The organism is Pseudomonas sp. P9_31, assembly GCF_034008235.1.
In the GTDB taxonomy this organism is placed as follows: domain Bacteria; phylum Pseudomonadota; class Gammaproteobacteria; order Pseudomonadales; family Pseudomonadaceae; genus Aquipseudomonas.
Map to the genome: position 1 here is coordinate 5,894,262 of NZ_CP125375.1, position 17,833 is coordinate 5,912,094.

Consider the following 17,833-nt stretch of genomic DNA (forward strand, 5'->3'; position numbering starts at 1 on the left):
TATCTCTTTGTTATTGATGGCTCTTTATTTATGAAACCGTCCTTCCAGACGATGACGGGAACCGGGGTGGATCAAACGGGCGGCGGTCACTGGCTGACGGCCAGACCAGGTGCGACGACGAATCAGCAGGCACGGCTCGCCCTTTTCAATCTGCAGCAACTTGCACTCGGACGGCTCAGCCAGAATCGCTTCGACCACGTGCTCGCCTTCGGTCAACGGCGCAACCTGATTCAGATAGGCGTAAGGCGTTTGCAGGGTAAAGTCTTGCTTGAGGTAGTCCGGTGCCACCAGCGCGTTGACGAAACGGTCTTCGATTTGCACCGGAATATCGTTCTCGAAATGCACGATCAGCGAGTGGAACACCTTCTGGCCTTCGCGCATGTCCAGGGCCAGGGCCCGCTCGGAACCGGCGGCCTCTTCTTCGAGGGTGATCACCTTGCAAGTGTGACGATGGCCACGGGAGGCGATCTCGTCGGCGATGTTGTGCACTTCAAACAAGGCAGACTGGCTTTTCGGCTCGGCGACGAACGTACCGACACCCTGCATACGCACCAGCAAGCCGTCGGCGGTCATCTCGCGCAGGGCACGATTGATGGTCATGCGGCTGAAACCCAGCTGATTGACCAACTCGCTTTCCGACGGAACGCGGTAGTGCGGCGGCCAGTTTCCACTGTCGATTTGCTGGGTGATCATTTGTTTTACGCGGGCGTACAAGGGCGCCGGACTGTCGCCCAGATTGGCGCTCAGATTGGCATTCGGCGGCAATGTGGCAGAGGGAGTCGGCACGGTTAATCCTTGTTCATTCGTTAGAGGTTGCTAGCTTGCCGGAGTTTACCGAGCAGGCAAACGTCTGTATATGTATATACAAATAACACACGATGGGGTGCTGAACCATGTCCGCCTTCTTTGCCGAACGCGCGCTGCTGCCTAGTGGATGGGCCAACAATGTACGTCTTGAGGTCAGCGCCGATGGCGTACTGACCCATGTCCAGGCCGATTCCCACGCAGATGGCGCCGAACGGTTGAGCGGCCCGCTGCTGCCGGGGATGCCGAATTTACACTCCCACGCCTTCCAGCGGGCCATGGCCGGGCTGGCGGAAGTGGCGGGAAATCCGAACGACAGTTTCTGGACCTGGCGTGATTTGATGTACCGTCTGGTCGGAAAAATCAGCCCGGACCAACTCGGCGTCATCGCCCGTCAGCTGTACATCGAAATGCTCAAGGCCGGCTACACCTCGGTCGCGGAGTTTCATTACGTACATCACGACAATAACGGCCAGCCTTATGCAGACCCGGCCGAACTGGCGCTGCGCATCAGCCAGGCGGCCAGCTCTGCCGGTATCGGGTTGACCCTTTTGCCCGTGCTCTACAGCCACTCCGGTTTCGGTGGCCAGGCCCCGAATGAAGGCCAGCGCCGCTTTATCAACAACACCGAAAACTACCTGAAACTTCAGTCGCGCTTGCAGCCGATCCTGGCGCAGCAACCGGCGCAGTCGCTCGGCCTGTGTTTCCACTCGTTACGCGCGGTCACACCGCAGCAGATCAGCGAAGTGCTGGCGGCCAGCGACAAGCAGTGCCCGGTACACATTCACATTGCCGAACAGCAGAAAGAAGTCGACGACTGCCTGAGCTGGAGCGGTCGTCGTCCGCTGCAATGGCTGTACGAAAACACCGAAGTCGATCAGCGCTGGTGCCTGGTCCACGCCACTCACGCCAACCCGGAAGAAGTCACGCTCATGGCCAAAAGCCGCGCCATCGCCGGCCTGTGCCTGACCACTGAAGCCAACCTCGGTGACGGGATTTTCCCGGCGGTGGACTTCCTGGCTCAGGGTGGGCGCATGGGCATCGGTTCCGACAGCCATGTGTCGTTGAGCGTGGTGGAAGAGTTGCGCTGGCTGGAATATGGCCAGCGTCTGCGCGATCAGCGGCGTAATCGGTTGTATGGCGCGGATCAGCCGATGGTCGGCCGCACGCTGTACGACGCAGCGCTGGATGGCGGTGCCCAGGCATTGGGCCAACCGATTGGTGGCCTGGAAGTCGGCAAACGTGCCGACTGGCTGGTGCTGGACGGCAACGATCCGTACCTGGCGACGGCCAGTGGCGACGGAATTCTCAATCGGTGGTTGTTTGCCGGCGGCGATCGCCAGGTGCGGGATGTGCTGGTCAACGGCCAATGGGTCGTGCGTGACGGGCGACATGCCGGTGAAGAAGAAAGCAACCGCGCATTCACCCAAGTCCTGCGCGACCTCTTGGGCTGACGCAAAAAAATGTGGGAGCGAGCCTGCTCGCGATAGGGCCGTCAAATTCAACAGATATGTTGACTGACATTCCGCTATCGCGAGCAGGCTCGCTCCCACCATTTTTGATCTTCAGCGGCAGCCTAATTCGAAGTCTTCGCCATCTTGGTATCCGACGTGCGCCAGATCAGCCGCGTCGTGTCATACCCCTGCTGACGCGCCTTGCTCAGCAGTTCTTCACGCACCACGCCATTGACCGTCGGGGTCCGTGACAGCAGCCAGAGATGATGGCGGCTCGGGTCGCCGACAATCGCGGTCTTGTAGTCATCGCTGACGTACAACACCCAGTATTCTCCCTTCGACACACCGGGTATCAGTCGCGAGAACCAGGTATCGAACTCGACCCACAGCTTGTCGGCCTTGCCGGGCACCTGTGGATAAGCCGTACCTTTGGCCTCTTCCCATTGCCAGTCCGACGTCAGACAGCGGTTCAGCACCGCCATTTCACCGTCAGGTTTGAGGCTGTAATGGGCTTCGGATTGCGCGCAGTTACGCTGGAAATACACCGGCAGACGCGCCAACTCGTACCAGGTTCCCTGGTAGCGCTTGAGGTTGACCGTGTTGACGGTCTTGGGTGCCAACGGATCTACGCCAGAAGTGGCGCAGCCGGCCAATACCAGGCCGGCAAAAAGAACGATCAGTAACCGCTTCATTATTTTTTTCTCCCGTGGGCGCGTAGCCCCGGTTTATTTCAGGCCTTGGCCAGAGAACATCAGCACTTTGTCACCGGCGTACTGCACGCTGATAAAGCTGTTTTTGTCACCCCAGGTGCAGCTGGACATGCCGAGCGCGCCCGAGCAGTCGGTGGGTTTGCCCAGCAAGGTTTCAACCTCGGCCTTGGGCATGCCGGTCGACAGCTTCGAGTAGTTTTCCTGATTGATCTTGCCGCACGCGGCCAACAACACGCAGAACGAGAGCAAGGCGATAGATCGCAGCGACATGGTGTAACTCCTGGTGCGAAGGAAATGGCATGGCTGCCAAGCTGAAGCTTAGAAGAGAAAACCCCTGTCTGGTTCCCTGACCCTCCGGCTATTTGTTCGGCCGCCCGTCAGGCTTTTGCCGATAAATCAGCCACTTTCTCGTGTCGTTGAGTATTTCGTCGGTTTTCGTCAAACCCGCCTAATCTTTGGCGCTGGCCAGTCGACATAAAAGCAGCGCCAAGCCTTCTACTGTGGCAAATTGACGCCTCTTTGCTGACCAGCCCCTGCGCGGTAGATCATTTAATGACCAGAAATATGAAATTCAGCCACAAGATCTTGCTGGCAGCCGCTCTCGTGGTGGCCGTCGCATTTGCCTGTTTCATCCTGTTCAACGATTACCGCCAGCGGCAGACCCTGCGCAGCAGTACCGAATCCTCGATGCAGGAACTCGGCAGCCTGACCACCAGCAACATCCAGACCTGGCTGGAAAGCCGCATCCAATTGCTGCAATCGCTGTCCCAGCAGATCGCGGTGGACGGCAGCGCCCAAGCCAACCTCAAGCGCGCCATCGACCTGCCGGCCTACACTAGCAACTTCCAGCTGAGCTACTTCGGCGGCACCGATGGCGTAATGTTCTCGGTCCCGGCCGGCAATCGCGCCGCGGACTACGACCCGCGTGCCCGTGGCTGGTACAAAGCGGCCAATAGCGCACAACAGACCATCGTCACCGAACCCTATATCGCGGCCTCGTCGGGCAAACTGGTGATCACCGTGGCCACGCCGGTGAAGCACCAGAGCCAGATGATTGGCGTCGCTGGCGCGGATATTGACCTGTCCAGCGTCAGCGCGATCATCAACTCGCTGAATTTCGGCGGTCATGGCCATGCGTTCATTGTCAGCGCCGACGGCAAAATCCTGATCCACCCCGACAGCAAACTGGTGCTCAAGAACCTGGCCGACGCCTACCCCAACGGCGCGCCAAAAATCAGCCCGGAGCTGAAAGAAGTCGAAGTGGACGGCAAAGCCCAGTTCATCTCCTTCACCCACATTAACGGTGTGCCTTCGGCGGACTGGTACGTAGCACTGGTGCTGGATCAGGAAACCGCCTTCTCGATGCTCAGCGAATTCCGTACTTCGGCGATTATTGCCATGGTCATCGCCGTGGTGATCATCATCGCGCTGCTGGGCATGTTGATCCGCGTACTGATGCAACCGCTGCTGATCATGGGCCGCGCCATGCATGACATCGCCGAGGGCGAAGGTGACCTGACCAAACGCCTGACCATCCACGGCCAGGACGAATTCGGTGCACTGGGCACCTCGTTCAACCGTTTCGTCGAGCGTATCCATACCTCGATCCGGGAAGTGTCCTCGGCCACCGGCCAGGTCAACGAAGTGGCCTTGCGGGTAGTGGCCGCCTCCAACTCGTCGATGTTCAACTCCGACCAGCAAGCTTCGCGCACCAGCAGCGTGGCAGCGGCGATCAACGAACTGGGCGCCGCCGCCCAGGAAATCGCCCAGAACGCCGCCCTCGCCTCCCAGCACTCCAGCGACGCGCGGGCCCTGGCCGAAGACGGTCAGCAAGTAGTGGATAAAACCATCGCCGCGATGCAACAACTGTCAGCGAAGATCAGCGATTCGTGCGGCAACATCGAAACGCTCAACAGCAACACAGTGAACATCGGTCAGATTCTGGAAGTGATCACCAGCATCTCGCAACAGACCAACCTGCTGGCGCTCAATGCGGCGATCGAGGCGGCCCGTGCCGGTGAAGCCGGCCGTGGTTTTGCCGTGGTCGCCGATGAGGTGCGCAACCTCGCCCACCGCACTCAGGATTCGGCGCAGCAAGTGCAGAAGATGATCGAGGAGCTGCAAGTCGGCGCCCGAGAAGCGGTCAGCACCATGACCGACAGCCAGCACCAGAGCGAAAGCAGCGTCGGCATCGCCAACCAGGCCGGCGAACGCTTGGGCAGCGTGACGCAGCGCATCGGTGAGATTGACGGGATGAACCAGTCGGTGGCCACCGCGACCGAAGAGCAGACGGCCGTGGTTGAGTCGATCAACGTCGACATCACCGAAATCAATACGCTGAATCAGGAAGGTGTGGAGAACTTGCAGTCGACCTTGCGTGCGTGTGCCGACCTTGAGCAGCAGGCGGCGCGATTGAAGCAGTTGGTGGGTAGCTTCAGGATCTAAGGCGCTCTTGATGACCTCATCGCGAGCAGGCTCGCTCCCACAGTGGATCTCCAGAGCGACAAAGATCCATGTGGGAGCGAGCCTGCTCGCGATGGCGGTATCAGCAACAACGAAAAGCTAGAAGCGGGATCCGGGACCTGAAAGAAACTCCAGCTCCTCAGCCGTAGACTCACGCCCCAACACCACATTGCGATGGGGAAACCGCCCAAACCGCGCAATGATCTTCTGATGCCGCTCGGCATAATCCAGGTTATCGGCAAACACCGCCCGATCCGCCTCCGGTTGCTGTTCAACCAGATCAAGAAACCGCGAAACCGCTTCGTTCTGCACGGCCAGATTTTCGCAATGCTCGAACACCAGGTAGATAAACACCCGCTGGATCGGTCGCAGTTGCCGATCGAAATCCGCAGCAATGCCCTGCGCTACCAGTGCCTGAGCCCTGAGATCGCCGGAAAAGGATTTGGGAGTATCGCGAAAGATCATACGCGGCAGTTGATCGAGCAACAGCACCAGAGCCAGCCAACCTTCGGGGCGTTGCGCCCACTCGGTCAATCCACCGGCCAGTGCCTGCTCGACCAGGTCCCCGAAACGCATCCGCGCTTCGAGGTCCTGACTGTCACGCTTGCCGAACCATAACTTGCCCTTGTCAGCCGCTATTTCGTTGGGTGATTCGAAAGATCCGAACCACCATTCGAGTAACGGCTGCCAGGGCGCGGTCATGGTTTACTCCTTGTGGTAAGCCGTGACGCGGGCAACTTCTTCTTTCGAACCGAGGAACACCGCAACACGCTGGTGCAGGCCTTCCGGCTGGATATCGAGGATGCGCTGGTGGCCGTCGGTGGAGGCGCCGCCGGCTTGCTCCACCAGGAACGACATCGGGTTGGCTTCGTACATCAGACGCAGTTTGCCCGGCTTGGACGGCTCGCGGCTGTCGCGTGGGTACATGAACAGGCCACCACGGTTCAGGATGCGGTGCACGTCGGCGACCATCGCGGCAACCCAGCGCATGTTGTAGTTCTTTTTCAGCGGGCCTTCGTCGCCTGCCAGCAATTCGCCGACGTAGCGCTGTACCGGTGCCTCCCAGTGACGCTGGTTGGACGCGTTGATGGCAAATTCCTGGGTGGTTTCAGGAATGGTGATGTTTTCGTGGGTCAATACGAAGCTGCCCATTTCACGGTCCAGGGTGAAGCCTTTCACGCCGTCACCCAAAGTCAGGATCAGCATGGTCTGCGGACCGTAGATCGCATAACCGGCGGCCACTTGCTGGGTACCTGGCTGCAGGAAGGCCTTTTCATTCAAGGGTTCGTTCTGGGTCAGGTATTCGTTCGGGCAACGCAGTACCGAGAAGATGGTGCCGACCGGGGCGTTGATGTCGATGTTCGACGAACCGTCCAGCGGGTCGAATACCAGCAGGTACGCGCCTTTCGGGTATTTGCCCGGGATCTGGTAGGCATTGTCCATTTCTTCGGACGCCATGCCGGCCAGGTGACCGCCCCATTCGTTGGCTTCGAGCAGGATCTCGTTGGAGATTACGTCGAGCTTCTTCTGCACTTCGCCCTGGACGTTTTCAGTGCCCATGCTGCCCAGAACGCCACCCAGGGCGCCTTTGGACACGGCGTGGTTGATCTCCTTGCAGGCACGCGCCACCACTTCGATCAGGAAGCGCAGATCGGCAGGAGTGTTGTTGCTGCGGGTCTGCTCAATCAAATAGCGACTCAGGGTAACGCGGGACATGGAAGGCTCCGGAGGAATGGGGGGGCTAAAAACCCGTGCAGTTTAACGCGAGTCAGGGCGCATTTCCTCCTATCAGACGTGATACACCCAATAGAGTTCATGCGCGGGGTTGAGCGTAGTTCGAAAAGGGGCCGATGTGGCTTGTGGATCAGCGGCGGATTGAGGTTTTTTTATGGCTGACAGACCGCTTTCGCGGGCTTGCTCGCGAATGGCGTGCAGCGCCAGCCATCCTCAGGGTTTAGCAGCAGGCTTGCGCAGCAAACTGAACGCCATGCCCCCCAGAAACAGCACACTGAGCAACAACACCGCCCACAGCCCGAACTTCTTCCAGTTCATGCCCACCAGCGCGGGCGCTGTCGCCACCGGGGTCACCACTGCGGCTCCATCCACCGCCGCCTTGCCCAACGTCGCCAGCTTCGCCGCGCTGTAATCCGGAATCAGCGTCGACAACGGCAAGCTCGCCGCCTTCACCGTCGCACTCCCCAGCGCCAGCGTATAAGGCCCGGCCCCGCGCGCCAGGAACACCAGTTGCGTGGAGCGCACGGCAAACCGCACGGTTGGCGCTTCAGCGCCCAGGCCACCGCCGCGCTCATCCACCGTCAGCTTCAATTGCTGCACAGTCTGGCCCGACAACTGCAATTCGTTCTGCACCACGTCCTGGCCATTCTGGGTCAGGCGATACAGCAAACCGCTGGTCAGCGGTTGCCACGGCAGGCTGGTCTCCCGCCGCCCCGACAACGTCACCGGGGCCAGGCTGTTGGGCTGACTCAGCTCGATCTGCAGCCGCTGGACGTTCAATCCCATCGGCAATTGCCAGATGTACTCACCAGCCTTCACGCTGGTGCCGGCCAACGGTTGCGACCAGACCAACGGCAGCGGCAAGGTGCGCGGGCTGGCGCTTTCCAGTTGCGCCGACGTCAGCATCGGCGCCGACTGAGGCGAATTCCATAGCAAGCGCAAATAGCGCGCCGATTGCCCCGGCAGGCCGACTTCATGTTGCTCGACCCGTTCGTCGGCAAACGTCAGACGCGCCACCTGCCCTTCACCCCACGACTGCCAATGCTGCAAATCATCGCTGGCTTCGATGCTGAAACGCTGGAAACCGTCGCGTTCGCTGGTCCAGTCGAGAATCATTTGCTGCAACGGCGCCTTGATGCTGCTGGCATCGAGCAACCAGCCGCGCAGCTCTTCTTCGCCCGCCTCCAACTGGCTGGACGGCTGCACTTCGATCAACGTGCCGTTGGTGTTCGATTGCACGCGCACACTCGGCGCATGTTCGGTGGCATCCGCCGAGTTATACAACGGAAACCACTTCACGTCGGTTTGCGTGCGGTTTTCGCGGGTCTGCGCGGGTTCCCGGGCCAGGGCGTACGCCTGAGCCTCACCGGCCGCATTGAAGACGCGTAGATCGCTGAGATCGGTCTGTCGCGCTTTCAATTGCACGCCCAAGGGCAATTCCAGGCGATACCACGGGCCCTCGCCACTCACGGACAACGGCACCTGTGCGGCAAAGTCCGCCGGTTTCTCCTGAGCGCCGGCCGACAGCGTCACACCCAGCACCACAGCACCCCACCAGCCCAGGTTCAGCTTCTGACTCAAGACGACACTCCTTCGGTTTCAGGGGCCGGTTTTTCAGCTTCCGGCACAGCCTCGGCACGCTTGGGTGGCAACGGGGCGAAATAGCCCACCACCAGCAGCAATACACCAACGCCGATAAACGACACGATCCGCGCCAGCCCGCCGCGGTTACTCAATTCAACGAAGAACAACTTGGCAACCACCAGTGCGATCAACGCCGCGCCGATCAGCCAGACTTCACGGCGATGACGCAGATGCCCACCGATCATCAGACTCAAGGCCATCAGGGTCCAGACGATGGACAGGCCCGCCTGCACCAGCATCGATTCAAGCAGCAGATCCAGCGCGAACGGCACGCCGCCCCAATGGTGAGCCGCGCGCATCACCAGCGCGGTGAAGAAGGCGAACAGCGATACACCGGCAATCACTTGCGTGGCGTTATCGGCGTAATCCTTGCGGATCGCCAATTGCGTGACCGCGTTGCGGGACCACACGTACACCCCGAACAGGGCAAACAACAGGCCCAGCTCCAGAGGGTTGATCAGCGGCACATACGGCAACGGCTCGGCGGTGCCGTCACTGGCGATGTTCGCCAGCCAGAACCAGCCGAGCATCAACAACGCCAGAGGCGCAGCGGCATAGACCCGGTACTCGCGGGAATAAGCCGACACCGGCCATGGCCACGCGCGCGGTGCAGCCATCAGCACCAGATACAGGCTCGGCAGAATCGCCCAGCCCAACCAGCGCCAGGCGTTGTACTGTTCCGACAACAGCAGCAAGCCGTAACGCAACTCCAGGGCCAGCACGCCGATCAACAGCCAGCTGCCGAGCACATGGGCGGTGCTCAGGGCTCTTGCAGGCAGCATCGGCGCCAGACGCCGCAGGGAGAAGAAATGCACGACGAACACCGCAGCCCAAACCAGCCAGCCGAAGTTGCCTGCCGGGTGATATCGCGAATGCCAAGCGGCGAGTAATACCAGACCGGCAGCGGGAATCAGCAAGGTGCAGAGCAAGCCCAGCGACGACCACTTCAGGCGCAGCGCCAATACCGCCCACAACGCAACACTCACGGCTGCGACTGCCAGCAACAACGTCGCTTGCAGATTCACCGGCGCAAAGCGCAGCACTTCGCTGACCCACGCCAGTGCCCACCAACCCGCGCCCCACACCAGCAACACTTCGGACAAGCGCTGCAAGCTCAACCTATCGAAGGCCGAAGCATGATTACCGAGCTGCAAACGCCAGGCGCCGACGAATGCGGCCAGACCCAGCACCAGCGGCGTCCAGAAACCGCTATGCGCCAGCGGTCGCAGCCCTTCGCTGAGCAGCGGCCCGAGCAAGTCCGGCCCGGCGAACAGGAACGCTACGCCGCCAATCACCTGCAACAGCAGACCAAAGACAAAACTCACGCGCTGCTTCAGGTACAGACTCAGCCAGATGATGAACAAACCACTGGCCGCCCATACCGCACTCGCGGTTTGCCACGGCAACACGAACAGCACGGCAAGGTTGATCAGTACCAGACCGGCCAGTAACACCACCGACAAGCCGCGCAGCAAGCGCACATCACTGCGCACCATTTCGTCCCGGGCTGCCAGCAACATACCGGCGATCAACGCCAGCCCGATCAGGGATGCGCTGAGCAAACCGCTCCAACCAGCGCTGAACACGGCGGCAGAATCACCGTTGGCCCCTTGCAGCCGCAACAGGAACAACACACCACCGAGCAACTGCACAGCGAACGCGGTGAACAGGAATGCCCGCGATTGCAGGCGCAGGCCAATGAACAGCGTCGCCAACCCGGCCAGCGCCCAACTGATCGCCGTGCCGTGGGTGAAGAAGAACAGCGGCGCCAGCAAATAGAGAAAAGTCAGCCCCAGGCAGGCCAGCACTGGCAACCCTTGGCGCTCCCACTTTGATGCCTGTTCGGGCAACGCTTTGCGCAATTGGTAGAAGCTGAACAACAGCGCCACGCCGAGCATCAACGCCCCCAGTGGCGCGCCATCGAGCAAGCTGCTCTCGCCGCTGCGCAGCTCACTGAGGAAGGCCAGTGCCGAGCCCAGTTGCAGCAGCAAGGCGAAGGCTCGCGCCAGCGGTCGTTGTTGACGCAGGCCGAGCCAGAAAATCCCCGCGCCTTCCACCGCCCAGGCTGCGGCGGTCCAACGTGCGTCGAGCCCCAAGGGGATCGCCAGGCTGGCGAAGATCACCCCCAGCGCCAGACAGGTTTCCGCCAACAACAGCGCTCGGCCGCCCATCAGTAATCGGGCCAGGCCCATGTAAATCATGCCCAGTGCCAAGGCGCTGAAAGCGGCGGCAAATTCCAGGTGCTCCACCAGCGCGAACTGCAAACCGAAGCCCACCAGCGGTGGCGCGAACAGCATCGTGCCATCGACGTAATCGCCCTTGCGCGCCGACCAGCGCAACAGTGCATCGCGGCTGTCGTCCTCGGGCGCGTCGCTCATTTCCAGCAGCTTGCGCCGGGCGAACAACAGGCCGATGGCCAGGTACATCAGGAAAAACAGAATCAGGAACGGCTCGGTGCTCCACAGCAATTCGGGCTTGTAGGAACGCAGGCCCCAAGCCAACCCGATGCCGAAGGTGCCGACAAAACCGATCAGGTTGAGCAGCCGCCAGGCCTTGAACCATGCGATGGCGAGGATGCCGGCGTTGAGCAGGGCGAAATAGCTGAACAGCGCGACATGATTGCCAGCCCCGGTAGAGGTCAGGATCGGCGCGGCGAAACCGCCGAGCGCGGCAGCGGCGGCCAGGCCCATCGCGTTTTGGGTAATGGCGAGAATCGCCGAGAACACCGTCACCACCACCAGCAACCCCAGTGCCGCCGTGGGGTCGAGCAATGGATGCAGACGCATCGCGGCAAATACCGTGAGGTACAACACCGCAATCCCGGTGCCTTGCAGCATCAAGGCGTAATTGCTGTTGCGCAATCGCAACCACCAGCCCAGAGCGAGCAAGCCCAAGGCCGTCGCCGCGACACCGGCGTAACGCAGCTCGACCGGCACCACCATGCCTTCAGTGGCATAGCGCAACAGGAAGGCCAGGCCGAGGAACAACAGCACCACGCCGACCCGCAGCACGGTATTGCCGCCGAACAACCAGTTGCGCGCGCCGCTGATGGCGCGCTCGATGAAGTTCGGACCGCGAGGCGCCGCCGGTTGCTGTGGTTCGCGGGCGACCGGCTCGGGTTTCCAGGCATCAGCGGGCAACGGACGACTGGCTTCGGCAGCGGCCGTTGTGATGGGTTCGAGTTCGGGCGGCAGCTCCCAGACCAGCTCCGGCGGTTTGGCAGGGGCTTGCTCGATAATGATTTCAGGGGATGGAACCGGTTCGCTGGCAATCGGTTCGCTGGTTTCAGGTGCCTTGACGCCCGACACCTCCAGCAACGTCAATCGTTGCTCGACCGCATTCAGCGCAACCCGGGCCTGATCGAGCAAGCGCCGCTGCTCGGCCGTTTGAGTACTCAAGCGGCCGATGCGAATGGCCTGGCCAATACCCAGGCCGAGCAAGCCGCCCAACAGCGCGTCGCTGAACGACTCGTCAAGCATCCAGCCCAGCAGCAGCCCAATCAGCATCAACATCCATTGCATGGTCGATATCCCTAAGCGGCCCCGCGGCGGGGCGAATCCGGGCGATACAGCGTCACGCTCAGTCTAGTGAGCAGACACCCGGAGTCCAGTGTGAGAGCAGATTGCATCTGCAGCACAAATCCAATGTGGGAGCGGGCTTGCTCGCGAAAGAGGCCTGACATTCGGCATTGATGTTGAATGTCAGGCCTCTTTCGCGAGCAAGCCCGCTCCCACAAGGGTCAAGTTGGTGCTTAGTATATCGATCAGGCCCAACAGACGTTGGGCCTTGCGCACATTTGTCGCTAAAAATTACTCCAACGCCTTCCAGATATCCGTGGCGTACTCACGAATGGTCCGGTCGGACGAGAACCAGCCCATCCGCGCGCTGCTCAATACCGCTGAGCGCCACCACTCTTTCGAGTCGTGCCAGTGGGCCTCGACCCGCATCTGCGCGTTCCAGTAAGCATCGAAATCGGCGCAGACCAGGAAGCGGTCGTAGTCCACCAGCGAATCGATCAGAGCGGTGTAACGGGACGGATCGTCTGGCGAGAACACCCCGCCGCGAATCGCTTGCAGCACGTCGTTGAGTCGATGGGAGGCGGCAATGTCCGGCGCCGCGCTGAATTCATGGTTGCGCTTGCGCGCTTCCACTTGCTCGGCGCTGAGACCGAAGATGAACATGTGCTCTGCGCCGATGCGCTCGCACATTTCCACGTTGGCGCCGTCCAGGGTGCCAATGGTCAGCGCGCCGTTGAGGCCGAATTTCATGTTGCTGGTGCCCGAAGCTTCAAAGCCTGCGGTGGAAATCTGCTCCGACAAATCCGCCGCCGGAATGATGCTTTCGGCCAGGCTCACGTTGTAGTTGGGCAGGAACACCACTTTGAGCAAACCACGCACAGTCGGGTCGTTGTTGACCACCCGGGCGATGTCGTTGGTCAGTTTGATGATCAGCTTGGCCTGGTGATAACTGGCCGCCGCCTTGCCGGCGAAGATTTTCACCCGTGGTACCCAGTCGATTTCCGGTTCGGCACGAATCGCCTGATACAGCGCGACGGTGTGCAGCAGGTTGAGCAACTGACGTTTGTATTCGTGGATCCGCTTGACCTGCACGTCGAACATCGCCGCCGGGTTGATCGCGATCCCCAGCCGCTCATGAATCAGGTACGCCAGGGCTTTCTTGCTGTGCAGCCGCTGTTCGGCGAACTGTTTGTGGAATGCAGTCTTCTCGGCAAACGGCTCCAGAGCCAGCAAACGCTCCTCGGGGTTGTCCAGCACACCCTGGCCGAGGGCATCGACCAGCATGGAGGTCAGCTCGGGGTTGGCCTGGTAGAGCCAGCGGCGGAAGGTAATGCCGTTGGTCTTGTTGTTGATCCGCTCCGGGTAGAGCTTGTGCAGTTCGGAGAACACCGTGCTGCGCATCAGTTGCGTGTGCAGACCGGACACACCATTGACGCTATGGGAGCCAAGGAATGCCAGGTTGCCCATACGCACACGACGCCCGTTGTCTTCCTCGATCAGCGACACCGCACGCAGCACGTCAAAATCGTGAATGCCCTTGGCCCGCAGCGAGTCGATGTGCTGGGCGTTGATCAAATAAATGATCTGCATGTGCCGTGGCAGCATCCGCTCCATCAAACCGACCGGCCAGGTCTCCAGCGCTTCCGGCAACAGCGTGTGGTTGGTGTACGACAGCGTGTCGACGGTGACCTGCCACGCCGCATCCCACGCCACGTCATAGACGTCGACCAACTGACGCATCAGCTCGGCCACGGCAATCGAGGGATGGGTGTCGTTCAGTTGAATGGCCGCGTGATCACCCAGGGTCAGCACCGAGGTGTGCATGTTGCGATGGCGACGCAGCAAATCCTGCAGGGACGCGGCGACGAAGAAGTATTCCTGGCGCAAACGCAGTTCCTGGCCGGCCTCGGTGCTGTCCGCCGGGTAGAGCACCCGGGAGATACTTTCGGCCCGGGCCACTTCAGCTACCGCGCCCAGGTGGTCGCCAGCGTTGAAGCGTTCCAGGTGCAACTCTTCCATGGCCCGGGCACGCCACAGTCGCAGCGTGTTGACACTCGCACCTTTCCAACCGACCACCGGGGTGTCATAGGCAATGGCCCGCACGGTTTCCGCCGGGGACCAGACTTGCCTGGACTTGCCGCTTTCATCGGTCACGGTTTCAACACTGCCGCCGAAGCCGATCGGGTAGGCGACCTCCGGCCGTTCGAACTCCCAGGGGTTGCCGAAATCCAGCCAGTGTTCGGTCTGCTCCTGCTGCCAACCATCGACGATGGCCTGGCGGAACAAACCGTGTTCGTAACGAATGCCGTAACCATGGCCGGCGATGCCCAGGGTCGACATGCTTTCCATGAAGCACGCCGCCAGACGCCCGAGGCCTCCGTTACCCAGTGCCGCATCGGGTTCCAGCAGACGGATGCGTTCCATGTCGACGCCAAGTTCGGTCATGGCCTCGCGGGCCACATCGAGCAGGCCGAGGTTGCTCAGGCTGTCGTAGAGCAAGCGGCCGATGAGGAATTCAAGGGAGAGGTAATAGACCCGTTTCTGGCCTTTGCGGTAAATCTGCCGGGTGTGGTCCATCCAGTGCTCGACCATGTGATCGCGCGCCGCCAGGGCAATGGCTTCGAACCAGTCGTGGTCGAAGGCGTGATCCGGGTCTTTGCCCACCGCGTAGGTGAGCTTGGTCAAGACGGCGTCGCGGAATGCGGCCACCTCTGCTTCGCGAACAAGTGGTTCTTGAGTCATCGATAGGACCTCGAGCGAGCGTGAAGTTGTCTGAGCCTAGTCGGTCTGACAGACCTTAGAGACTCTGGTTCGGCAGTTTTCCCTGTTAGTGCGAGATAGATCGACATTAGGTTATCGCGTGCCTGAAACGATGCAGGGGCCGTGCCGGACACAGTGCCTATTTTGCGACAAGCAAAAAAATCTGGCGAAAGGTTGTTCAAAAATCCACCAGTCCCGGTATGATCGCGCGCCCTGATGCACACGCTGGTAACAACCGATGATGAAGCCCAACCTGATTGCCGCCGCGGAGATCGATCGCCTCGATACCTGGGCCAAGTACTCTGCCCCGATGTGCGGCGCCTGCGTGTCCAGCTGCTGCACCTTGCCGGTCGAGGTCAAGATCAAGGATCTGATCCGTATCGGCATCGTCGACGAATTCGAGCGTGGCGACCCGCCGAAGAACATCGCCAAGCGTTTGCAAAAGGAAGGGATCGTCGAGCGCTATAACCAGAAGTCCGAGATCTTCACCCTCCAGCGCATGAGCAACAACGATTGCCTCTACCTGGATCGTAAAAGCCGTCTGTGCACTATTTATGATAAGCGCCCGGACACCTGCCGCAACCACCCGAAGATCGGACCGCGACCGGGGTATTGCGCGTACAAGCCCAAAGAAGTGGTGCGCGAGAACAATCCGCGGACGCTGGACAAGTTCTGATCCAGAATCCCGCTGTCTGACAAGTCCAATCGCGAGCAAGCTCGCTCCCACAGAGGATTTGTGGCGGACAATTAATCTATGTTCAACACCAATCCAATGTGGGAGCGAGCCTGCTCGCGATGAGGCCGGCACAAACCCCGCAAAAAACCCAGACAAAGAAAAACGCCCCCGACCTTGCGGTCGGGGGCGTTTTTTTAGCTGCTAACTAAGTCGAAACTCAGTTACCGCTTTTCTTGGCAGCGCGGGTACGCTCGCTTTCGCCCAGGATCTTCTTGCGAAGACGGATGGACTTAGGAGTGACTTCACACAGCTCGTCTTCCTGTACGAACTCCAGAGCTTGCTCCAGAGTGAACTTGACAGGCGGAACCAGAGCGATGGTTTCGTCTTTACCCGAAGCACGCATGTTGTCGAGCTTCTTGCCTTTAGTCGGGTTAACACCCAGGTCGTTGTCGCGGCTGTTCAGACCAACGATTTGACCTTCATAGATGTCCTGGCCGTGTTCTACGAACAGCTTGCCACGCGCCTGCAGGGTTTCCAGCGAGTAAGTCAGTGCCTTACCGGTCGCTACCGACACCAGTACACCGTTCTGACGGCCGGACATGTCGCCGGACTTCATCACGTCGTAACGGTCGAAGATCGAGGTCAGGATGCCGCCACCGGAAGTGAGGGTCAGGAACTCGTTACGGAAACCGATCAGGCCACGTGCCGGGATGTTGTACTCAAGGCGCACACGGCCCTTGCCATCCGGAACCATGTTGGTCAGGTCGCCTTTACGCAGGCCCATTTGCTCCATGATCGCGCCCTGGGATTCTTCCGGCAGGTCGATGGTCACGTTTTCGTACGGTTCGTGCTTGACGCCGTCAACCATGCGGATGATCACTTCCGGACGACCAACACCCATTTCGAAGCCTTCGCGACGCATGGTTTCGATCAGTACCGAGAGGTGCAGCTCACCACGGCCGGAGACTTTGAACTTGTCAGCCGAGTCGCCTTCTTCAACACGCAGAGCAACGTTGTACAGCAGCTCTTTGTCCAGACGTTCCTTGATGTTACGGCTGGTCACGAACTTGCCTTCTTTACCGCAGAAAGGCGAGTCGTTTACCTGGAAGGTCATGGAAACGGTTGGCTCGTCGACGGTCAACGGCTTCATCGCTTCAACGTTCAGTGGGTCGCACAGCGTGTCGGAGATGAACAGTTGCTCGAAGCCGCTGATGCAGACGATGTCGCCGGCAGCTGCTTCTTCAACGTCGATACGGTGCAGACCGTGGTGACCCATCAGCTTCAGGATACGACCGTTGCGTTTTTTGCCGTCGGCGTCGATAGCGACAACCGGAGTGTTCGGCTTGATGCGGCCACGAGCGATACGGCCAACACCGATAACACCCAGGAAGCTGTTGTAGTCCAGAGCGGAGATCTGCATCTGGAACGGACCGTCACGGTCAACAGCCGGAGCTGGAACGTTGTCGACGATCGACTGGTACAGCGGGGTCATGTCTTCAGCCATGTCGGTGTGGTCCAGACCGGCAATACCGTTCAGGGCCGAGGCGTAGACGACTTTGAAGTCCAGCTGTTCTTCGGTGGCACCCAGGTTGTCGAACAGGTCGAAGATCTGGTCCAGAACCCAGTCCGGACGCGCGCCTGGACGGTCAACCTTGTTGATCACCACGATTGGACGCAGGCCGGCTTCGAAAGCCTTCTTGGTCACGAAACGGGTTTGCGGCATAGGGCCGTCTTGAGCGTCAACCAGCAGCAGAACGGAGTCGACCATCGACATAACGCGTTCAACTTCGCCGCCGAAGTCGGCGTGGCCCGGGGTGTCCACGATGTTGATGTGGTAGCCGTTCCAGTTGATGGCGGTGTTTTTCGCCAGAATGGTAATACCGCGCTCTTTCTCCTGGTCGTTGGAGTCCATCACGCGCTCGTCGTTGAGCTCGTTGCGCTCCAGGGTGCCGGATTGACGCAAGAGTTTGTCTACCAGGGTGGTTTTACCATGGTCAACGTGAGCAATGATGGCGATGTTGCGTAGATTTTCGATCACTTGTGTATCTCGATCAGAGGATTCGGTGTGCT

At 60.2% G+C, this 17,833-nt stretch carries 12 protein-coding genes and 1 pseudogene; 4 read left to right on the plus strand and 9 right to left on the minus strand.

From position 1 onward, the window contains the following. Positions 1 to 24: 24 nt before the first annotated feature. Positions 25 to 693, minus strand: a complete 669-nt coding sequence (gene hutC / locus QMK51_RS26550) for a histidine utilization repressor (RefSeq protein WP_320394568.1) — start codon at positions 691 to 693, stop codon at positions 25 to 27. Between the two features lie 200 nt (positions 694 to 893). On the opposite strand from hutC, the gene QMK51_RS26555 reads away from it, so the two are divergent. Next, complete coding sequence (locus tag QMK51_RS26555) at positions 894 to 2,258, plus strand: formimidoylglutamate deiminase (RefSeq protein ID WP_320392521.1); 1,365 nt, start codon at positions 894 to 896, stop codon at positions 2,256 to 2,258. A gap of 122 nt (positions 2,259 to 2,380) precedes the next feature. Here the strand turns inward: QMK51_RS26555 and QMK51_RS26560 are convergent, their stop codons facing one another. Both QMK51_RS26560 and QMK51_RS26565 read right to left on the minus strand, forming a co-directional pair. After that, positions 2,381 to 2,950, minus strand: coding sequence for a lipocalin family protein (locus tag QMK51_RS26560; protein WP_320392522.1), 570 nt, complete (start codon positions 2,948 to 2,950; stop codon positions 2,381 to 2,383). A gap of 33 nt (positions 2,951 to 2,983) precedes the next feature. Beyond that, complete coding sequence (locus tag QMK51_RS26565; protein WP_007907841.1) at positions 2,984 to 3,238, minus strand: hypothetical protein; 255 nt, start codon at positions 3,236 to 3,238, stop codon at positions 2,984 to 2,986. A 294-nt stretch (positions 3,239 to 3,532) separates the two neighbouring features. Here QMK51_RS26565 and QMK51_RS29105 point away from each other — a divergent pair. Further along, positions 3,533 to 4,555, plus strand: a pseudogene (locus QMK51_RS29105) (cache domain-containing protein); the annotation flags it as partial. A 93-nt stretch (positions 4,556 to 4,648) separates the two neighbouring features. Then, a complete protein-coding gene (locus tag QMK51_RS29110) occupies positions 4,649 to 5,413 on the plus strand; it encodes a methyl-accepting chemotaxis protein (protein ID WP_408980649.1) in 765 nt (254 codons plus the stop codon). Between the two features lie 117 nt (positions 5,414 to 5,530). Here the strand turns inward: QMK51_RS29110 and QMK51_RS26575 are convergent, their stop codons facing one another. The 5 genes from QMK51_RS26575 to QMK51_RS26595 form a co-directional block, all read right to left on the minus strand. Next, positions 5,531 to 6,133: a DUF924 family protein gene (locus QMK51_RS26575; RefSeq protein WP_320392523.1), complete on the minus strand. Its 603-nt coding sequence runs from the start codon at positions 6,131 to 6,133 to the stop codon at positions 5,531 to 5,533. A 3-nt stretch (positions 6,134 to 6,136) separates the two neighbouring features. Next, a complete protein-coding gene (locus QMK51_RS26580) occupies positions 6,137 to 7,147 on the minus strand; it encodes a class 1 fructose-bisphosphatase (RefSeq protein ID WP_038978569.1) in 1,011 nt (336 codons plus the stop codon). 231 nt (positions 7,148 to 7,378) lie between these two features. Next, positions 7,379 to 8,746, minus strand: a complete 1,368-nt coding sequence (locus QMK51_RS26585; RefSeq protein WP_320392524.1) for a DUF3999 domain-containing protein — start codon at positions 8,744 to 8,746, stop codon at positions 7,379 to 7,381. Further along, entirely contained in the window at positions 8,743 to 12,330 is a 3,588-nt protein-coding gene (locus tag QMK51_RS26590) for a DUF2339 domain-containing protein (protein ID WP_320392525.1), read from the minus strand. Before QMK51_RS26590 ends, QMK51_RS26585 begins: the two co-directional genes overlap by 4 nt. A gap of 288 nt (positions 12,331 to 12,618) precedes the next feature. Next, positions 12,619 to 15,069 (minus strand): glycogen/starch/alpha-glucan phosphorylase, encoded by a 2,451-nt coding sequence (locus QMK51_RS26595; protein ID WP_258697979.1) that lies wholly within the window; start codon positions 15,067 to 15,069, stop codon positions 12,619 to 12,621. A gap of 256 nt (positions 15,070 to 15,325) precedes the next feature. On the opposite strand from QMK51_RS26595, the gene QMK51_RS26600 reads away from it, so the two are divergent. Beyond that, entirely contained in the window at positions 15,326 to 15,763 is a 438-nt protein-coding gene (locus QMK51_RS26600; RefSeq protein ID WP_258697980.1) for a YkgJ family cysteine cluster protein, read from the plus strand. Between the two features lie 217 nt (positions 15,764 to 15,980). Here QMK51_RS26600 and typA read toward each other — a convergent pair whose 3' ends face one another. Then, positions 15,981 to 17,801, minus strand: a complete 1,821-nt coding sequence (gene typA, locus QMK51_RS26605) for a translational GTPase TypA (protein WP_258697981.1) — start codon at positions 17,799 to 17,801, stop codon at positions 15,981 to 15,983. Positions 17,802 to 17,833 lie beyond the last annotated feature (32 nt).

What these genes read in the sequence shown, in the direction of transcription:
- QMK51_RS26580 (WP_038978569.1), bottom strand. Translation starts at nt 7,147, where the DNA reads ATGTCCCGCGTTACCCTGAGTCGCTATTTGATTGAGCAGACCCGCAGC.
- QMK51_RS26575 (WP_320392523.1), bottom strand. Translation starts at nt 6,133, where the DNA reads ATGACCGCGCCCTGGCAGCCGTTACTCGAATGGTGGTTCGGATCTTTC.
- QMK51_RS26560 (WP_320392522.1), bottom strand. Translation starts at nt 2,950, where the DNA reads ATGAAGCGGTTACTGATCGTTCTTTTTGCCGGCCTGGTATTGGCCGGC.
- QMK51_RS26565 (WP_007907841.1), bottom strand. Translation starts at nt 3,238, where the DNA reads ATGTCGCTGCGATCTATCGCCTTGCTCTCGTTCTGCGTGTTGTTGGCC.
- QMK51_RS26595 (WP_258697979.1), bottom strand. Translation starts at nt 15,069, where the DNA reads ATGACTCAAGAACCACTTGTTCGCGAAGCAGAGGTGGCCGCATTCCGC.
- QMK51_RS29110 (WP_408980649.1), top strand. Translation starts at nt 4,649, where the DNA reads ATGTTCAACTCCGACCAGCAAGCTTCGCGCACCAGCAGCGTGGCAGCG.
- QMK51_RS26555 (WP_320392521.1), top strand. Translation starts at nt 894, where the DNA reads ATGTCCGCCTTCTTTGCCGAACGCGCGCTGCTGCCTAGTGGATGGGCC.
- hutC (WP_320394568.1), bottom strand. Translation starts at nt 693, where the DNA reads ATGATCACCCAGCAAATCGACAGTGGAAACTGGCCGCCGCACTACCGC.
- QMK51_RS26590 (WP_320392525.1), bottom strand. Translation starts at nt 12,330, where the DNA reads ATGCAATGGATGTTGATGCTGATTGGGCTGCTGCTGGGCTGGATGCTT.
- QMK51_RS26600 (WP_258697980.1), top strand. Translation starts at nt 15,326, where the DNA reads ATGATGAAGCCCAACCTGATTGCCGCCGCGGAGATCGATCGCCTCGAT.